This is a genomic window from Prolixibacter sp. SD074 (assembly GCF_009617895.1).
Lineage (GTDB): Bacteria > Bacteroidota > Bacteroidia > Bacteroidales > Prolixibacteraceae > Prolixibacter.
The window spans coordinates 1,505,759-1,523,817 of sequence record NZ_BLAW01000001.1; the positions used below are offsets into that span (position 1 = coordinate 1,505,759).

General features: G+C 44.4%; 17 protein-coding genes. 9 read left to right on the plus strand and 8 right to left on the minus strand.

Annotation, left to right across the window (positions count from 1 at the left end; genetic code table 11):
• Position 1: 1 nt before the first annotated feature.
• Positions 2-1,435 carry an RHS repeat-associated core domain-containing protein gene (locus tag GJU82_RS06645; protein WP_153631429.1) on the minus strand — a complete coding sequence of 478 codons (1,434 nt, stop codon included), beginning with the start codon at positions 1,433-1,435 and terminating at the stop codon, positions 2-4.
• Between GJU82_RS06645 and GJU82_RS06650 the strand changes: the two genes are divergently transcribed.
• Both GJU82_RS06650 and GJU82_RS06655 read left to right on the plus strand, forming a co-directional pair.
• Positions 1,434-1,664 carry a hypothetical protein gene (locus tag GJU82_RS06650; protein WP_153631430.1) on the plus strand — a complete coding sequence of 77 codons (231 nt, stop codon included), beginning with the start codon at positions 1,434-1,436 and terminating at the stop codon, positions 1,662-1,664. The genes GJU82_RS06645 and GJU82_RS06650 overlap by 2 nt on opposite strands.
• A 20-nt stretch (positions 1,665-1,684) precedes the next feature.
• Entirely contained in the window at positions 1,685-1,834 is a 150-nt protein-coding gene (locus GJU82_RS06655; RefSeq protein ID WP_153631431.1) for a hypothetical protein, read from the plus strand.
• Between the two features lie 90 nt (positions 1,835-1,924).
• Here the strand turns inward: GJU82_RS06655 and nspC are convergent, their stop codons facing one another.
• From nspC to GJU82_RS06675, 4 genes are all read right to left on the minus strand, one after another.
• Entirely contained in the window at positions 1,925-3,067 is a 1,143-nt protein-coding gene (gene nspC, locus GJU82_RS06660) for a carboxynorspermidine decarboxylase (RefSeq protein ID WP_153631432.1), read from the minus strand.
• Between the two features lie 254 nt (positions 3,068-3,321).
• Positions 3,322-7,173: a translocation/assembly module TamB domain-containing protein gene (locus tag GJU82_RS06665; RefSeq protein WP_153631433.1), complete on the minus strand. Its 3,852-nt coding sequence runs from the start codon at positions 7,171-7,173 to the stop codon at positions 3,322-3,324.
• Position 7,174: 1 nt separating this feature from the next.
• Complete coding sequence (gene bamA, locus GJU82_RS06670) at positions 7,175-8,914, minus strand: outer membrane protein assembly factor BamA (protein WP_194830987.1); 1,740 nt, start codon at positions 8,912-8,914, stop codon at positions 7,175-7,177.
• A gap of 324 nt (positions 8,915-9,238) precedes the next feature.
• Complete coding sequence (locus GJU82_RS06675) at positions 9,239-10,432, minus strand: saccharopine dehydrogenase family protein (RefSeq protein ID WP_153631435.1); 1,194 nt, start codon at positions 10,430-10,432, stop codon at positions 9,239-9,241.
• 217 nt (positions 10,433-10,649) lie between these two features.
• Here GJU82_RS06675 and GJU82_RS17410 point away from each other — a divergent pair, with 217 nt between their 5' ends.
• The 4 genes from GJU82_RS17410 to selD all read left to right on the plus strand — a co-directional run bounded on the left by GJU82_RS17410 (position 10,650) and on the right by selD (position 14,168).
• Positions 10,650-10,841, plus strand: a complete 192-nt coding sequence (locus GJU82_RS17410) for a response regulator (RefSeq protein ID WP_228488771.1) — start codon at positions 10,650-10,652, stop codon at positions 10,839-10,841.
• A gap of 479 nt (positions 10,842-11,320) precedes the next feature.
• The gene (locus GJU82_RS06685) at positions 11,321-11,776 is read left to right on the plus strand and encodes a cold-shock protein (protein WP_153631436.1); all 456 of its coding nucleotides are present in this window, start codon (positions 11,321-11,323) and stop codon (positions 11,774-11,776) included.
• Between the two features lie 297 nt (positions 11,777-12,073).
• The gene (gene mnmH / locus GJU82_RS06690) at positions 12,074-13,099 is read left to right on the plus strand and encodes a tRNA 2-selenouridine(34) synthase MnmH (RefSeq protein ID WP_153631437.1); all 1,026 of its coding nucleotides are present in this window, start codon (positions 12,074-12,076) and stop codon (positions 13,097-13,099) included.
• Positions 13,100-13,106: 7 nt separating this feature from the next.
• The gene (selD, locus tag GJU82_RS06695) at positions 13,107-14,168 is read left to right on the plus strand and encodes a selenide, water dikinase SelD (protein ID WP_153631438.1); all 1,062 of its coding nucleotides are present in this window, start codon (positions 13,107-13,109) and stop codon (positions 14,166-14,168) included.
• 20 nt (positions 14,169-14,188) lie between these two features.
• On the opposite strand, the gene GJU82_RS06700 is transcribed toward selD, so the two are convergent.
• A complete protein-coding gene (locus tag GJU82_RS06700; protein ID WP_228488598.1) occupies positions 14,189-15,115 on the minus strand; it encodes a cation diffusion facilitator family transporter in 927 nt (308 codons plus the stop codon).
• 328 nt (positions 15,116-15,443) lie between these two features.
• On the opposite strand from GJU82_RS06700, the gene GJU82_RS06705 reads away from it, so the two are divergent.
• Both GJU82_RS06705 and GJU82_RS17915 read left to right on the plus strand, forming a co-directional pair.
• On the plus strand, positions 15,444-16,145 hold the full coding sequence (locus GJU82_RS06705) for a hypothetical protein (protein ID WP_153631439.1): 702 nt from the start codon (positions 15,444-15,446) through the stop codon (positions 16,143-16,145).
• A 48-nt stretch (positions 16,146-16,193) separates the two neighbouring features.
• Positions 16,194-16,508: a DUF456 family protein gene (locus tag GJU82_RS17915; RefSeq protein ID WP_373921455.1), complete on the plus strand. Its 315-nt coding sequence runs from the start codon at positions 16,194-16,196 to the stop codon at positions 16,506-16,508.
• Here the strand turns inward: GJU82_RS17915 and GJU82_RS06715 are convergent.
• Together GJU82_RS06715 and GJU82_RS06720 are read right to left on the minus strand one after the other, a co-directional pair.
• Positions 16,413-17,231, minus strand: a complete 819-nt coding sequence (locus tag GJU82_RS06715) for a transposase (protein WP_228488599.1) — start codon at positions 17,229-17,231, stop codon at positions 16,413-16,415. The two genes, GJU82_RS17915 and GJU82_RS06715, sit on opposite strands and share 96 nt — an antisense overlap.
• Positions 17,232-17,367: 136 nt before the next feature.
• The gene (locus GJU82_RS06720) at positions 17,368-17,739 is read right to left on the minus strand and encodes a transposase (protein WP_153631442.1); all 372 of its coding nucleotides are present in this window, start codon (positions 17,737-17,739) and stop codon (positions 17,368-17,370) included.
• Positions 17,740-17,781: 42 nt separating this feature from the next.
• Here GJU82_RS06720 and GJU82_RS06725 point away from each other — a divergent pair, with 42 nt between their 5' ends.
• Positions 17,782-18,048, plus strand: a complete 267-nt coding sequence (locus GJU82_RS06725) for a DUF456 domain-containing protein (RefSeq protein WP_228488600.1) — start codon at positions 17,782-17,784, stop codon at positions 18,046-18,048.
• The last annotated feature ends 11 nt before the right edge of the window (positions 18,049-18,059 follow it).

Below are 18,059 nucleotides of genomic sequence, written 5' to 3' on the forward strand. Positions count from 1 at the left end.
TTTAATAAAAAGTTTTCCCATTATACCTATACGCCTGCTTCATTATTTTAGATAATCGCTGAAGTTCATAGGGGTTCATATCGCTTAACTTTCTTCCCTGGAAACTATAGTTATGGACATTTATAGGTCCTTGGGGAAGACCGCTATATCTCTCTGGCAAAGTGCTTATGCTTGTAACTCCTTCATTACTGCCAAACATCCATTGCCTAGCATAGCCTGCAACTTCATTCGTCTTATCTAAAAGAAAACTATACCCTTTTGCGCCAGCAGCTCCCAAACTAATTTGACCTGTCTCAAATTGATATCCATGTAAAAGTTCATGTGCAAAAAGACCTAATCCCGCACCGGGAGATACTGTAATATCTACATTTTTAGTATCAAAGTTAAAGGATGTGTAAGCTACTTCTGTTCCCATGCCAGGAAGAGGCCCGCTTTCATTTTGAGAAGAGCTCTCAACCACATTATACGTCTGGTCAGAGGCTGCCGTTGTTGCAACTTCACCTCTTACTCCTTCCAACGAGTTATTTTGGCTTTGAAGATTTCCTATTTGCCTGTTTAACCTCTTCTCTTGTTTTGCAGATAGACCGCCAGCATCCAGCTTTGCTTGTTTGTCAGCAATTCTTGCATTATTGCTTTCTTGCCGACTGTTAACCTCCGCAATTAACTTATTCACCCATTCCCATGCAGCATCTGTAAATTCCATCCCCGTTAGGTCAATATAAATCATGGGGTTATTAGCACAATAAGCATATGGAGAGATAGAGTAGTATTTATCAGCTGATGGGTCAACAACATGCCATCGTCCCAGTTCAGCATCATAGAACCTTGCCCCGTAGTCATAATTTTCAAAGAACTCGTCGTTTAATTCCTTACCGTTATAAAGGTACTTATTTTTATCGAGATTGTTCCCGGTAAACAGGCTGCCAAACGGATAGTACTCAACTTCCTGGTCGACTACCGCCGTGGTACCACTGTAATGGAAGGTTAGACGGGTATTCCCCAGGTGATCTTTCAGGTAATAGTAGTACCGCCCTGCCGACGGGTCGTAATACCCTTCGGAGGTCAACACCTTCTTCAGGGTGCCGTTTTCGTAGATAAAAGTACCATCATAAAGCGTGGTGGAGGCAACGCCCGAAACCGTGGCTGTTTTGCGCCACTTAGTCCCCAGTCCATCGTAATAGTAATCTACCTTGTTAGTGGAATTCTTGTAATACTGTTTCGGCAAATTAAATTCTTCAAAATAACTTATCGTTAAATTACGTATTCCATCATAGTTCAGGTTGCCGTTTTTATCGTAACCGACAGAACTCAAATCATAGGCTGAAGTATTCGCCCAGCTTCCTGAATAGGTCCCGTAATCGGCTACGGTCAACCGGTTCAAACCGTCGTAGGTAAAACCATACCCTTTTTTGCCATTACCCGATAGCCGCCACATGGCACCACTGATGTTGCCGTTGTACTGTGCTCCTCCTGCCAGGGCGATGGATGGGCTGGACTATGTGAGAGATGACGATAACGGGACCATTAGCCTTGGCTATTGGCTGATGAATGTTGCCCACTTTAGCAAAGACCGGGAAATGACGCCCCTGTACAATAAAATAAGCTTTACAGTTTTGGCCATGGCGCAAAAAGCTAGAACAAGGAGGTCCTTGAAAGCGGGGTAAAAACGCTAAACAAAGAACAGATGTACGAACTATTCAATTTTATTTATTACAAAATCAGCACGATAATAAAAGCATTGCTGGCCAATATGACACCAAGGGCTTTCCTTCCTCAAACAGAGCCATCTCCTAATGACGGACAGTTAAGCCTTTTATTAAATTTTGAAAACTAAAAACGGGAGATGGCCAAACTCTAAATTTGACAATAGGATATGAACTATAAAAATTACTAGTGCCAACAATTAAGACTATTTTACACCTTTTTATGACAACCGCTGCTTATAATCCGAGTAACTGAACCCCCGCACCAGACGGAAACCGGTTTCGTCGTTCCATATGCCGATGGAGGGATGGGCAACCCCGTTGAACATGGTGGTTTTCACCATCGTGTAGTGAACCATATCTTCGAAAACAATCGAATCGCCGGGCTTCAGCTCTTCGTCGAACGACCAATCGCCCACAAAGTCACCGGCCAGGCAGGAATTTCCACCCATACGGTAAGTCGGTTTGCCATCCACCGGGTCGAAATGAGCGCCCTGGATACGGGGCTTGTAAGGCATTTCGAGGCAGTCGGGCATATGGGCCGTAAACGATACGTTGAGCACGGCCGTACGGATGCCTTTGTTTTCGACTACATCCACCACAGTCGATTTCAGCACGCCGGTTTCCCAGGCAAACGCACTGCCCGGTTCCAGAATCACCTCCACATCCCACTTCTCACGAAAAGCTTTCAGGAGATTGATCAGGTGCTGCGTATCATACCCGTTGCAGGTCATAAGATGGCCGCCGCCCATGTTCACCCATTTTACTTTCGGCAGGAAACGGGCGAAACGCTCTTCAAACGCCGCCAGTGTTTTCTCCAAATCGACCGGGTCCGACTCGCACAAAGTATGGAAATGCAAACCTTCCACGCCTTCGGGCAGTTCATCGCCCAGTTGCGATGATAAGATGCCTAAACGCGTTCCCGGCGAACAGGGATTGTACAAATCGGTGCCTACTTCCGAGAATTCGGGATTGACCCGAAGTCCGACCGATATCCTGCGCGAATAGTTTCTCACGGCCGGCAGGAACCGCTCCAGTTGCGAAAGGGAGTTGAAGGTGATGTGCGACGAACATTCGAGGACTTCACCGAAATCATCCCCGGCATAAGCCGGCGAATAGGTATGCGCCAAGGCCTTCATCTCCTCCACTGCCAAACGGGCCTCATAGGCGCCACTGGCTGTCGCACCGCTAATGTATTCACGAACAATGGGGAAAGCACTCCACATGGCAAAGCCTTTAAACGCGAGGATGATATCCACTCCTGCGGCGTCCTTCACGCCCCGGATGAGTTCGAGATTTTTCCGCAACAAACCTTCGTCGAGTACGTAACAGGGCGAAGGAACCTTACTCAGATCGATAGCCATAATTGCCGTGATTATTCATCAAAAACCGGCTGCAAAGTTACGCTTTTCCCGGTAGGATAGAATAGGAATGGAACCGATAAAAACAAACCATGTTAATCAGGGAAGTAAATAACGCTTCATCTTTTCCCATCAAAAGATTAATAGCCTTGTGTACAGCTGTAAATCGATGGATGTTTACACATAAATTATCAGATGGAACTGACTAATCGTAAGAAGCTGGAATGATTGATAATCGCACAAAAACATCTTGCCGGTCATTTCCATGATTTTTTAATTATCAGATCAAATCCGGAGTTCGTTGACTGATTGGTCGCCTGCAGGTAAAGCCAGCGGAAAATCTGATATTCCAACGTAATCTTTTGTGGCTGAATAATTTTGGTCTTTTTATCAAGGGCAAAAGTCTGCTGATAACTGAGAAAGAGATTCTTGGTAATATATTTTCCTACCGCTACACTGCTCAACGACCAGTTCTCGTCTCCTGAAATCTCCAACATATCGAGGTTCAATGTGGACTGCACCGCGTCCTTCAGCAGTGCAGAAACCTGTCCGAGCGCCAAGTTCTTAGCAACTCCCGATGCACTATTCACACTCGAGCTTTGTGCAGAGGTAAGTTGACTGGACGAACGACCAAATAAAATATAAGCCAGTGCATCCTGCTCAGTAATCACCTGTCCATCGAAACGAAATTCAAATGTAGGTGCAAGTGCCCGGCCGGTAATATGCAAAGTAATTTTCTTCAATTGCTTTTCAACATCACGGAACGAATAAGCAATGGTAAAATCAACCACTGGGTTCATCATTTCATCACTTCCGGTAAAGGTCAAACTACCCGACTCAAAATCGAAGCGTTTGCCATACATCTTATAAAATCCGCGCTGCACATTCAGCGTACCGAATAGATCCACCAGCTTTCCTTCCTTCACCGCACGCAAATCCCCTTTCATCTCAAAATTCATGTCTTTTCCCGCAATCCAAAAATTCCCGGGAATGCGAACGGTAAAGTTTCCGCTCAGGTTGCGGTAAAAGTCGACAGACTGGAACGAGGGAACCTTATACTTCATCGCTGAAGGGTGGTTACCCGTTGTATCAAACGCTGATGCCTGCTGAACGGCCTGCACCAGCAAGGGCGGGTTGGGATCGTCCGATTTCACTGCCATCCGGGCACGCAAAGCATCCGCGTTTAAATGTGCCTGGTTGACTGTCAGATTTCCGGAAAATACAGGCTTTTCCGGGGTTCCCTCTAAAAGCAAATTCGTATTAATCACAGCATCCAGTAAATCAGAATTAGCCACGGAAAAATCTTTCGCGTTGACATTCAAATGAATAAACTCAGGAACAGCTTCCAACTGCGGTTTCAACTGCACATACCCATTCATTCCCAGGTATCCTTTTCCTGCCTTCATGCCCAATGTATCAATTGAGAACCGGTTGCCCTGAAGGCCGCTTCGTAACATGATATTCCGGTAATTCAATCCGTACTCTTTATCATCAAATTGTCCGTTATCGAGACGGATATGGCCACCAATTTTCACATCGTCGATGGTATTAGAAAGCTGCACATCGGACGAAAACAAGCCACTCATTTTCATTTTCTGCGGTGCGATGAACTGGTTCAACCGGGCAATTTCCAGACTATCGACCCGTAAGTACCCGCTAACCGGGGCCGTGTTCCGGAGCAGATAAATGCTATCGGCGAACGAAAGGTGTAACGGGAGATCTAGTTTGGCAGTTAAGAGTGAGTCTTTTTCACCCAACGCAACTACCTGCAAAGTTAGTCTTTCATCCACGTAATTTATTCGGGCCGCAATCTGCTTCAGGCTAATGATATCGAGCGTTGGCTTTTGTACATCCAGAAAGGCTTGTATTTCAGGCTTGGATGCCTCACCTGTCAACCGGATGCCCGAAGAAACAATTCCCTTTAAGTTTTGGGGCATCCCTTTAAACCGTGGAATCTGTGATAAATCAATATTTTCAACAGACAGGTTTAAATCTTCACTACCATGAAAAGCAAACCGTCCATATACTGCTATTTTTTGCTCCTGCGAAGCCAATACCAGGTTCCTCACAACGATGGAACCACTGGACGGAATAATCGAAGTTGAATCGCTTCCTCCGTTCCACTCCGAGCCGATCAAATTCAAATGGAGCCGTTTCAGATCAACCCGGAGAACATTCCTGAAAAGGACATTTGCTTCGACATTTGCTTTCAACGAATCATTCATTATCAAATCAACCTGATTCTCCAAACGTCCATTTTGAAACTGCGCCTTCAGGCCAAGGGATTTCATTTTCGTCCCATTGATATCCAGTGAACTTGCCTGCAAAACAGCATCTCCACGATAAACACTATCCTGCACTATGGCCTGTATATTTCCGGCCAACGAGCCCACGCTGATGGAATCATAACGCAGGTATTGAAGATTGATGTTTCCGGCAAAACGAAGTGAGTCAACCGGGCCGGTTACTCTTCCGGCAATAGTCCCCGTCATTTCCGACGGCGGTAATCCCATCGGCATAGCCAGACTGTTAATGTCCCGGGCCTGAACAGTTACTGAAAAGTCGTTGCCCGAGTGAATGTTCCCCTTCCCCCTCGCGAAAAGATGAAAGGCCGGAACCTCGAAGAGCAGACTATCCAATTGATAATCGCCTGCATCATAACGCATCCGGGTATGGAAATCGGAAACCGGTTGACCAAACAATACAGAAGCTGTCGATTTAATTTCAGTCTGTGCCTGCAAGCTATTCAAATCCTTGCCGGAACCACTCACTTTTACATCCAGGTTCAAATCTGACTTCAGCGTATCAGTGGGTAAGAAATCACCGGGATCCAGATGCCTCAGTTTCGCTCTGAGCAGATATTCCGGTTGGGTAAATATCTTATCCAATTGCGCTACAACTTCCATGCTTCCCAACCAGGTATCCGCATCAATCCGGGCATGCATACTGCCAGCTTTTTTGTCCAGGTTCACTGAAAGATTCTTCACCGTATAACCGGAATAGTGAGCATCGTTCAATTGCCCGTCCAGTTTCAGCCGATTATTTTTCAGGTTAAAACCGTCACCATCAACGGCAAAACGTCCGGAAATCAATGAGGTCAACGTGCTATCTCCCGTCCAGGTTGCTGCATTCAGACTGTCGATATTAAGGTGCAAATTGTACTGTGGGTTCGTGCGCAAATTACTGGACCAACCATCAAGAGAAAGCCGTTGCTTTGCCTCCTGGACATTCAGTTGCACCTGGGTTTGCCGCATCCCGCCTTTCAGCGAAAGCTGGATATTGGGCGTACCATAAAGCGGCTGTTTCAGGAAAGGTTGCAAATCCGCTAAATCGAGTGGGGAAAAAGCCAGCTGCAAATCAGTTAAATTGAGTGAATCGAGTGGCAGCATTCCGTTACTGGTCATTCGCGAACGAGCAGTTTGGAATTGCAGGCCGCTCCACTTCAACCGCCGTTTCGCCACCTCCAGTTTTCCCGTCAGGTTGTCGATAACGGCATCCGGTTTTTGCGTTTGCAGGTGAAACTGCTTTAAGTTGAGTGCCAAATCGTCCGGTTCGAACCGGAAAGATAATGCTAAGCCGAGCGCCAATTTTCGCGGAATAATTGTGGCCGTATCAATCGGGAGGACTGCTCCCTGAAAATCTTTCAGACGAAAGTCGGATATGTTCACCTTCCAATTACTTCCGCTTTTCAATGTCGAACCCGGCTGCATTTTTGTGGTATCCGCCGGAAGAATGTGTTCCAGATTCCAGGTCGAATCTTTTTCCTGGACAGCAAAAACACGAAGTTGTCCCAGCCCGACATAGTCAACGTTCACGTTCTTTCGGAGGATCGATGCCAGAGAATATTTTACTTCCAGCTTTTGAAAAGCCAACAATGTCGTATCATTCCGCGAAAGCGAGAAATTCTTCAGATAAAAATCTCCTAACAGGTTTCCCCGGATGGAATCAAGTTTCACATTGGCATGCAGCATTTCACTTCCCTTGGACGAAACGACAGAAGCCAGCCATTGATTCAGCATTCCGGTACGGATCACCAGCAGCACAGCGAGAACCAGAATGATGATTCCGCCAACCAGCCAGCTTACTATTTTCACGATTCTCCTTACCATCCTAAAATGCTTGTCCGATAGAGATGAAAAACTGCGTTCGAAACTTATTCTCAAACACAGGTGTCGCTAAATCCAATCGAATGGGACCGATAGGCGTTTTCACCCGAACACCCAGTCCGACATCACATTTAAGACTGGCCAGATTGTACTGTAAGGCTTTAGGCCACACGTTACCAAAATCCATGAAAGCGGCACCTCCGAATATTCCATAAACCGGAAACCGGAATTCCGCACTTCCTTCCAGGACACTGTTACCGCCAATCGGCACGCCGTTCCCGTTTACCGGAGAAACCTGGTTACGTCCCCAACCGCGCAAGGAATTGGCTCCTCCCAAGAGAAACCGGTCTTCCAACGGACTCTCCTTATCTCCCCCTATGGGACGAATAACACCGGCACGCAACCGGGCGGCAAACACCCAATTCACGTTAAACGGAATATAGTGCCGCACATCTGACTCGACTTTGATGTAGTGATATTTCGATTGAAATCCAATTCCCATATAGGTAATGTACGTATTCAATTTCCAACCTTTCGTCGGATCAAAAACATCGTTGGTCGTATTCCGGGTGACACCAAAAGTGATTCCCGATTTATTGTGAATCGAATCCTGAGGATTGACCGTTGAATCAGCAGTTACCAGTGTCTTATTGGTCAGCCAGTCTTTTTCCAGCGAATACATCAAATAGCCGGCAGTACCGGAAGAAAATGTTTGCTGAAAGGTGACGCCGGTTCCCAGTCGATCGACCTCAAAACCGGTTTCATTTTCCCGGATATAAAACGGGTTCAGGATAAAATCGAGGTTATCGCGAAAAATATCAGGCTGAATAAACTTAGTATCAAAACTGAAGGGGAGAAAATGAGAGTGTTTTCCATTAAAAATCAAGCGCCGGGCACCTCCCAGAAAATGTAACCGGGTAAGTTCAGCCGATACCCGAACACGGTCTTCTGTACCATATCCCACACCGGCTTTTAACAACCAACCCGGATTTTCCTTCAGGTAAACGGCGACCGGGACACTGTCTCCCTTGATACTATCAATCAGTGCACGAACAACGACATAACTGAATAATTCGGTATTGAAAAGCTTCTGCTGTGTTTTTTGTAATTGCTTTTGGGAGAAGCGATCACCTGAAGAAAACTGAACCTTGTTCCGAATAAATTTTTGGGGTACCAGGGAATCGCCGTGACAGGTTATCTTTCCAAACCAGGCTTCCGGTCCCGGATGCACCTGAAAGTTAAGGCCAACGGAATGTTCTGTGGTATCGACCTGGATATCGCGTTTTACCTGCACCAGCGGATAACCCTTATCGGTAAAAGCATGGGTTAATTTATCCTCCGATTGGTATACTTGCTGATCAACAAAACGACTTCCCTGCTTAACTGGAAAATCTTTCCGGACAGCACTTATAATGGTCGAATCCAGTCGTGTTGTACCATCCTGTACTTTTACATCACTGATAAGATAAGGCCTTCCCTCGTTGATGTGGATTAGGACAGAAATTCGTCGGCCTGCTTTATTGGAATCAAGCGAGTAACCGATTTTAGGATGCAAAAATCCATTGCGCTGATAGTACCTTTTCAACCGCTCGATATCATCATCCAGAATGTAATTTGAAAAAGCCGGAGCCGATTTCCAAAATTGTAACTTATCGAGAAATGTCGGGCTTTCCGTATTCATCTGCCCTGCGAGGCCTTCATCAGTCAGCGTGGCATTTCCTTCGAACGCCACTTTCTTAACCACCGGTTTCTTTTGAGCAAATGTCTCAAACGGCAAAAGACAAATGAAAGAGAATAAAAAAATTCTGAAGAGAGCCGGCATACAAGTGAATTTGACCGATTTCGAACAAGTGAACCAATCCGTGAGGTGCATACAGCGAAACACCACTGTTATCACCACCTTGAAACGGTCAAGTTACTATTTTAGTTTAAAAAACTTCAATACGGGCAAATCCGAACAACGACCTTCTAAATGCTTCAAAATTCCTGCTGTCTTCAGCCATTGTACTTAAAAAAAAGAGCTGTCACAAATGAAACAGCTCTCCTGTAAATATATTTTATCAATGTTTTACAATTCCAAATCGACGTCATGCAATTCGTGCCATGGTAAGCCGTGTTTCTTCAATTCCTCCATAAAGGGATCCGGATCGAACTGCTCGACGTTGTTCACCCCGGGTTTTCTCCATTTTCCCCGCATGAACATCATGGAGCCAATCATCGCCGGAACGCCCGTAGTATAACTAACAGCCTGCATACCGGTTTCCTTGTAAGCCGCTTCATGACTGCAATTATTGTAAATGTAATAAGTCTGCTCCTTGCCGTCTTTCAATCCGCGAATGCGGCAACCAATAGAAGTTTCGCCGTGGTAATTTTCTCCCAAATCACCTGGATCCGGCAACACTGCTTTCAGGAACTGGATCGGCACAATCTCTTTGCCCTCATACATAACCGGCTCAATTCCGGCCATACCAATATTTTGGATCACGCGCAAGTGTGTTAAATATTCCTGTCCGAAGGTCATCCAAAACCGGGCACGTTTAATGGTCGGGAAATTTTTCACCAGCGATTCCAACTCCTCATGGTAAATCAGATAAGACTCTTTCGGACCAATGTTCGGATAATTCAACGGTTTGTGAATTTCATGTGGCCCGGTCAAAACCCAGTCGTCATTCTCCCAGTACTTTCCTTTCTGTGTCACCTCGCGAATATTAATTTCGGGATTGAAATTGGTAGCGAAAGCTTTACCGTGATCACCTGCATTACAATCGACAATATCGAGATACTGAATCTCGTCGAACACATGTTTTGCCGCGTATGATGTAAAGATACTAGTCGCTCCCGGATCGAAACCACACCCCAAAATAGCCGTCAAACCAGCTTCTTTGAAACGATCATGGTAAGCCCATTGCCATTTATATTCGAATTTGGCTTCTTCTTTCGGTTCATAATTGGCTGTATCCAAATAGGAAACACCCGTTTCGAGGCAGGCATCCATGATGGTCAAATCCTGATAAGGTAAGGCCACATTCACCACTAAGTCCGGTTGAAACGAACGAATTAACCCGACCAGCTGCGGCACACTGTCAGCATCTACCTGAGCCGTTTGGATGCGGTCCCCACCTATTTTTTCAGCAATTGCATCGCACTTTGATTTGGTGCGGCTTGCCAGCATGATTCCCGAAAATACTTTAGGAAGTCCGGCCATTTTGTGAGCAACAACGGTTCCCACGCCACCGGCACCAATGATCAACACTTTACCCATCAAAAATATCTGTTTTATTCAGGTTTAACAATTCAAAAGCGGCGTAAAGTACGCAATTTTTCAAGGCAAGAAGGTAGGGAATTTAAAATTAGAATGAAACCGGAAAAGTCGGCACTTTCGAAATAAGTATTCCCGCCATGAACGGGAAACCGGAAACGTGGGTTCAATGGATTAATGTTCCGATACTTAATAACAACGGAGGAATTAGTGAGATACAATCGAGTGGACGGGACATTACCAACATCAAACAAATCCCGGTTTACCGGTGATTGCTTTTACTGCTTATGCCATGTCTGAAGACAAGGATAAATGCATGGAAGCAGGATGTGACGATTTCATGGTGAAACCAGTCAACCGTTTTGAGCTACCGGCAAAAATCGAGAACTATTTTCAGTCGCAGGAACGATAAGCAGGACTACTTGTAATTGCCTGACTGAGTGATAAAAACTATCAGGAATAATTTCAGCCTTCGTTGAAATAAACCAATCTGCAGGCACCTGCCTGACCTGATATACACAAAACATCAGAATCAGGAAAAAATAATTTATTTCGAAATCACTGAAAATAAACGCTATATTTGCACTGGTTCTGATTTGATATTAAGCGTGCATATACTAATTCCACATTTGTATTAGTTAAACACTGCACTTTTTTTTAAATCCGTTTTCGGCACCGACACATGCGGATCAGTTGTTTTACACTGGTAATCAACCAATTTAACCGGACCGATTTACTGTAATCAACATACACGAAAATATTTCCGAACGACAGGAAGGGCCTTTCAGTAAACTGTCCACTTCTGACATTCGGGATACAAAAGACCGAAATATTCGGTACTAAAATGGAGTAAATACAAACAGTCAGATTTATTATCAATTAAAATTATTTATGGGTAGATCACAAGAAACTTTCAACAAAAAAGAAGTAAGAAACAAGAAAGTAAAAAAGAGAAAAGAAAAGGTAATGCGGAGGCAGGCCAAAAAGGATAATGAAAAAAAAGGTAGCCTCGACGATATGATTGCTTACGTTGACGAAAACGGAATGATTACGGATACTCCTCCTGATCCGGGTAAGAAAACAAAAACAAAGGCAGAAGATATTGAGATCAGCATTCCGAAGAAAGAAGATATGGAGCAACCAGATCCAATAAGAAAAGGAAAAGTTACTTATTACAACGATTCCAAAGGGTATGGTTTTATCAGGGATACCGAAACTCAGGATAGTGTGTTTGTACATGTAAACAACACGTTGGATGAGATTAATGAAGGTAGTAAAGTTACCTTTGAGGTCGAACCTGGTCCCAAAGGCCCGGTTGCTGTCAGGGTAAAACTGCTCGATCAGTAATCAGCTGTAAACTTTAGTCAGAACGATGCACTAATGCTGGTTCACTGGCTGTTTCCCGGCAATTACTTTGGTTTCTGGCAATTAAAGCAGACAAAACAAGTTCAACAAAATAAGCCGTCACTCGATACAGATACTGTATTTGGTAACGGCATTTTTGTACGAAGTTCATACCGTTTGCCCCGGAAAGAAAAAAGGGGAAACCCGGGATCAAACTAAAACTTTCACATCATTAATTCCAAATCATCACATCATTGTTTTCCGCTCCTAAAAGCATAATTTTGTGTCAAATTTCACTCGATGCAAGTACTGTATCCCAACGAATTTCTTAGTAAAGCAGAAAATACACCGGTAGTTGACGTTCGCTCTCCGGCAGAATACGCCGAGGGGCACATATCCGGAGCGTTCAATATTCCACTTTTTTCAAACGAAGAACGTGCCAACGTAGGAACGGTGTACAAGCAACAGGGAAGGCTCCAGGCTATCGAGCTAGGACTGGATATCGTGGGGCCCAAAATGTCAGGATTTGTGAAAGAAGCACAGGCTTTAGCTTCCAGTGGAGAGTTGCTTGTTCATTGCTGGCGTGGAGGGATGCGCTCAGAAAGTATGGCCTGGTTATTCGAGCGGGTAGGTATACAATGCTTCACGCTGAAAGGAGGTTACAAGGCTTACCGAAACCTGCTGATGGAAGAACTTGGGACCATTCCCCACCTCATTGTCCTGGAAGGATTTACCGGCAGTGGAAAAACAGAGGTGCTGCAGGAATTGGACCAACGAGACGAACAAATTCTGGACCTGGAAGGTTTGGCCAACCATCGCGGTTCCGTTTTTGGCGGTGTGGGACAAGGAGAACAACCCACCACACAACAATTTCAGAACAATCTACTGGCAGCTTTACGAAAACTGGACCGCGAAAAACGTATTTGGGTAGAAGGTGAAAGCAAAAGCATAGGCCGTGTCTCTCTACCCGATTCCTTTTGGAAAAACATGAATCAAGCCCGAATTATTGAAATTGAAGTACCGGTTGAAGAGCGGGTGAAGCGAGTTGTCAAAGATTACGGAATGCTTGAAAGGCCTCAGATGGAAAAGGCTATTTCGTCTTTACACAAAAGGCTCGGTGAAGAACAAACCAACATGATTCTCGAGTTATATCAAACGGACAAACTGGAACAGGTCGCCGCCATGCTGCTCAGTTATTACGATAAAACGTATCGCTACAGCCGTGATAAATACAAGAAAAGTGATGCCAGCATCAATTTGAGCGGGATTAATAGTCAGGAAGATGCCGGAAAACTAGTGGAAAAAGCGAACGAATTAAAGTTATAAACGGAAAATGGAAAAAAAATCAGATAATCAACCAGCCATTAAGCCGCTAAGGCTCACTCAATATTCACACGGAGCGGGATGCGGTTGCAAAATATCCCCAAGGGTTTTACGTAACATCCTGGCCGAAACAAAAACCGAGATTGACGACCCCAACCTTTTGGTCGGTAACGGCACACTTGATGATGCCGCGGTGTATGCCATTGATGATGAAAAAGCGCTCATCTCCACAACCGATTTCTTCACTCCCATCGTTGATGATCCGTATGATTTCGGAGGCATTGCATCGGTTAACGCCATCAGTGATATTTATGCAATGGGCGGAAAACCACTGATGGCCATTGCAATCCTGGTCTGGCCGGTAGACAAGCTTCCGGCCGAAATTGCAGGTAAAGTCCTTGAAGGGGCGAAAAGAGCATGTGCACAGGCAGGTATTGCCATTGCCGGCGGTCACAGCATCGATGGCCCGGAGCCGATTTTTGGCCTGGCGGTTACCGGAATAGCCTCGAAAAAGCACATCAAAAAGAACAGCTCTGCAGTTGCCGGTTGCGAACTCTATCTTACCAAACCGCTGGGAGTTGGTATTTTAACCACAGCGCAAAAACAAGGCATCCTCAAAAAAGAAGATTTGGACGTCGCCCGCAACTCGATGATTACCCTGAATAAAATTGGCCAGGAACTGGGAGAACTGGAAGGAGTAACAGCCATTACCGACGTAACCGGATTCGGACTACTGGGACATTTATCCGAAATATGCGAAGGCAGCAACCTCAGCGCAACTATCGATTCGACTAAAGTACCGAAGCTGAATAATCTTGATTTCTACATCAAGCACAAAACGTTCCCGGGTGGTACATTCCGGAATTTTGACAGCTATGGGCACAAAATTTCTCCCCTGACAGAAGAACAAAAGGTGGTACTTTGCGATCCACAAACCAGCGGTGGACTTTTGGTTGCAGTCGATCCTGCCTACCGGGAGAAATTCCTTGAAGTAACCTCGCGTTACGGCATGCAACCGGAGCCATTTGGCCTGCTTACCAAGCCGAAAGAATTTATTGTCCAGGTAAACTAAACCAGGTGATTAAAAACAGATCAACAGCAGCCATTACCATCTACCAGAATACCCGGATGGTGATGGCTCTTGTATTCAAACTGAAGTGTTACATGCTCGATGCCGTAGTCGCGATGCAGTAATTCTTCAATATTGTGACGCACATCGAGGGTTTTACTGGTCGGCAAATCATTTTGCAGGTTAACATGAGCCTCAAAATAGAGACTCCCTTCCGACAGCGCCCATGAATGAAGGTGATGGACGTTATTGATTTCCGGCAAGGTTTCCAGTTTTTTCTTGGCCTCCACCAAATCAACCTCCGACGGGGTAAACTGCATCAGCACCGAAGTTGATTCTTTCAACAATCCAATTGTGTGATACAGAATGTAAACACTGATAATGACAGTCACCAGCGGGTCAATCCAGTAAATCTGCCACATTTCAATCACAATGGCACCAATAATAACAGCCAGTGATGTAAGCGCATCGCCTAACAAATGAAGATAAGCTGCCCGAACATTGATGTTACTTCCTTTATCCTTTTGGAGAAGAATCACTGAAAAGGTATTGGCCACCAATCCAATAATTCCCATCCAAAACATGACGCTGCCGTCAACCGGAGTAGTATCGGTAAAACGCTTTGCAGCTTCCACTATCAGGTAAACCGAAATGGCAATCAGCGCAACAGAATTGATGAACGCTGCCAGAATCTCACTTCGGCGAAAGCCGAAAGTTTGACGTGGCGTGCCCGGCTTTTTTCCCAAGCGGTAAGCAATCCATGCAAGCAATACCGCAATGCCGTCACTCAGATTATGTAACGCGTCGGAAATCAGCGCTAAACTGTTCGACAGGATTCCTCCCACAATCTGAGCAGCGGATATGAGAAAATTCAAAATAGTCGTCAAAAAAAGTTTCTTTCCGGTCATATTATCAACCGAAGCATGCTCGTGGTGATGATGTGAACTCATACGAATACAAATTTAAAAACCCCGGTTCAATCGAACCGGGGTTGTAACCCTTAAAACACCAACGCAAAAGAAATCAATCAAAAATTAAACCAACTAACCTAACTTAACAAACCATAGAAAAAACTACTGTACTCATTTCCTGTAACGTAACGGGTGTGAAAAAGTTTACAAATCAGCATGAAATTTGCAGTCAATTTGCAGAAATTTTCCTTTGTCTAAAACTTCAACGAAAGTGAAAAACCAAGCCTGGGAAAACTTCTAAAGAACGACGCATAATCCTATGATTTTTTATATTTTCAGACGGACGAAATCAAATAACCTGGAATCCATGAAACAGAAACAACAGATCATTATCCTTCTTCTCCTTGTATTACCAATCATTGGAAAATCGCAGAACGCCATGCTCAAAACCATCGACGATGTACGATTCTCCAAAATGATACAAGGTGAGCATTTTGGCATTCAAAACCTGTCGCTGAAAGATATCCAGGGTTCACCCTACCTGGAGGACCAATTTGTAAAGGGAACTGTCTTTACTACCAAGAACGATAAATACGTCGATGTCCCGTTGCGATACGACCAATACCAGGATGAACTGCAGTTTGAGAAGGACGGAAAAGCAATGACATTTTCACCCAGGGATATCGTAAAAAGAGCCGAGTTCGGCAATCGCGTATTTACCTACACAACCTACCAATTCACTGATAGCAAAACCAAAGAAGGTTACTTTGAAATTTTGGCCGATGGGAATGTTCGACTCCTGTCGCAACACACCATCAAATTCTTCGAAAAAGAAAAAGAGAAACCCTACGTAGATCCCAAGCCAGCGCGGTTTGACTGGCCACTGGAAGATTTCTACATCCAGGTAGGCGCTTTACCTGCTCAACATATTACCAAGAAAAAGAACCTGCTGGAAGCATTTCCAAAACATCATGATGAAGTAGCCAGGTATTACAAATCCAATAAGCTGTCAGCGAAAGACAAAGCGGATTTGATTAAGCTCGTACAATACTACAATTCGCTGAATTAATACACTTTATCAATGGATTATGTACTCATCACCATCAGTGCCATCTTAATGTTAGTTGGCCTAATAGGTTGCATTTTACCTGCTCTCCCCGGACCAACACTTTCGTACCTCGGCCTGGTCGTCCTCAGCTTTTCTGACAGAGTAACTTTTTCAACAAAATTCTTCGTTGTCTGGGGAGTTATAGCCCTGATCGTCACGGTTCTCGACTATCTAATTCCCATTTGGGGAACAAAGGGATCAATTCATAATTGGGGTGGATTTTTTAGATTACGCATAAATCTTAGCCACTCTGAAAAGGAAAAATTCAATATCGACAACTCCTCTTTGAGTTGCACGGAAAGCTTTAAGTTTGGCATTAAATGATTCAGCAGAAGCATTAGTGCTTCGGTTGTCAAAGAAGTTTAATATTTCAGGATAATGCGCATAGAATGTAGCAGATATGGTATTGAAAGATTTAAAACCGGATTCAGTAACATCGTTGAACCACCTGGCCATTTTAGTATAAGCTACTTTCTTGTCCGTGTTTTTCAAAAATATCATTCTTAATGAATGTGTCAGGGAATATGCTTCTTTAATGTCGGGATAAAGCTCAAACAATACAGCAGCTCTTTTCTTTTGCTTGTCAGTCCATTTATCCCCTGATTTAAACAATAAATACCGGCTACGGGCCAGAAGTTGTTTTTTAGTGTCTCCATTGCTTAAAACTTCAGGGATATATTTTACGCCATCAGCTTTTGCATTTTCAATTGCATTGGTTTCTTCATTAATGGCATCCCAACGGTGTTTGATACGTATCTCCTGCAATGCATCATAGGCCAGTTTCTGGACATGAAAGCGGTCAATAACCCGGCTGGCTTTTGGAAAACAACTTTTTACTATTTTTCGCATGGAACTGGCCATATCCAGTGTTACCTCTTCAACTGCATTTCTTTCTTCTTCTGATATCTTATCTAAAACTTCAATAACTTTCCCTGCCTCTGTCCCTTCTATCATGGCCACTAAAGAGCCCTTTTTCCCTTTCCCTGCCTTATTGGTCACCACGGTGTAAAGTTCTCCATTGGTAAGTGCTGTTTCATCGATACTCAATCGTGTCCCTATATTCCCTGGAAAAAGGATCCAATCCTTTGAATGGGACTTCTGTTCCCATTCATGAAAATCGCTCAAATGATCCTTGTATTGTTGCCCAAAATAATCTCCGTTGATATAATAATGTTTCTCTAAGCTATTCGAACTTATCGGGTATTTGTCCAAGTAACCCTTTTAAAAAAGCAGCAAACTCTTTGGTGTAGCTGGTGCCTTTGGCTATTAAATCCCATCGGGAACTATAGATCTTTCCTGTGTGCTTGTCCTTCCATTTTCGTCGCCTGACGACAAAATAGACTGTCTTGTCCCTTAACGGAAAATCTTGGATACGGACAGGCTCGTCGAATCCATTTGAAACCAGCTCTTTATCAGCGTGCTCCAAGGGCTTAATTGACTTTTCATTTAAATGTAGCTCTAATTGTCCACCTTCTACTTCCTTGAAATCAATCAAATCAAAGTATTCAAATATTTCCTGGGGCAATAAGTAACGTAGTAAGCTTTCTATTTCCATGACATAAAAGTAGAATTTTTTGTTGCCCACCCTAATATTGAAGTGAGCCGAACAAAGCGGTTCGGTGGCAGTAAATATGGCGTTTGGGGAAGCATCATTGGGCTTTTAGCAGGATTGTTTTTCCCGCCGGCTGGATTCATCATCGGGCCGTTTGCCGGGGCCATTATCGGAGAAATGTATGCCGGCAAACGTTCCAAAGAAATGTTTCGTGCCGGCCTCGGTTCGTTCATCGGATTCCTGGTAGCCACTTTCATAAAAATTCTCATTTCGGGCACCATGTTCTTCCTTTTCTTCAAAGGCCTTTTCTGATCGTGAATAAC

What these genes read in the sequence shown, in the direction of transcription:
- nspC (WP_153631432.1), bottom strand. Translation starts at nt 3,067, where the DNA reads ATGGCTATCGATCTGAGTAAGGTTCCTTCGCCCTGTTACGTACTCGAC.
- mnmH (WP_153631437.1), top strand. Translation starts at nt 12,074, where the DNA reads ATGCAAGTACTGTATCCCAACGAATTTCTTAGTAAAGCAGAAAATACA.
- GJU82_RS06705 (WP_153631439.1), top strand. Translation starts at nt 15,444, where the DNA reads ATGAAACAGAAACAACAGATCATTATCCTTCTTCTCCTTGTATTACCA.
- GJU82_RS06685 (WP_153631436.1), top strand. Translation starts at nt 11,321, where the DNA reads ATGGGTAGATCACAAGAAACTTTCAACAAAAAAGAAGTAAGAAACAAG.
- selD (WP_153631438.1), top strand. Translation starts at nt 13,107, where the DNA reads ATGGAAAAAAAATCAGATAATCAACCAGCCATTAAGCCGCTAAGGCTC.
- GJU82_RS06665 (WP_153631433.1), bottom strand. Translation starts at nt 7,173, where the DNA reads ATGGTAAGGAGAATCGTGAAAATAGTAAGCTGGCTGGTTGGCGGAATC.
- GJU82_RS06645 (WP_153631429.1), bottom strand. Translation starts at nt 1,435, where the DNA reads ATGTGGCGGCTATCGGGTAATGGCAAAAAAGGGTATGGTTTTACCTAC.
- GJU82_RS06720 (WP_153631442.1), bottom strand. Translation starts at nt 17,739, where the DNA reads ATGGAAATAGAAAGCTTACTACGTTACTTATTGCCCCAGGAAATATTT.
- GJU82_RS06675 (WP_153631435.1), bottom strand. Translation starts at nt 10,432, where the DNA reads ATGGGTAAAGTGTTGATCATTGGTGCCGGTGGCGTGGGAACCGTTGTT.
- GJU82_RS06655 (WP_153631431.1), top strand. Translation starts at nt 1,685, where the DNA reads ATGTACGAACTATTCAATTTTATTTATTACAAAATCAGCACGATAATA.
- GJU82_RS06700 (WP_228488598.1), bottom strand. Translation starts at nt 15,115, where the DNA reads ATGAGTTCACATCATCACCACGAGCATGCTTCGGTTGATAATATGACC.
- GJU82_RS06650 (WP_153631430.1), top strand. Translation starts at nt 1,434, where the DNA reads ATGGCACCACTGATGTTGCCGTTGTACTGTGCTCCTCCTGCCAGGGCG.
- GJU82_RS17915 (WP_373921455.1), top strand. Translation starts at nt 16,194, where the DNA reads ATGTTAGTTGGCCTAATAGGTTGCATTTTACCTGCTCTCCCCGGACCA.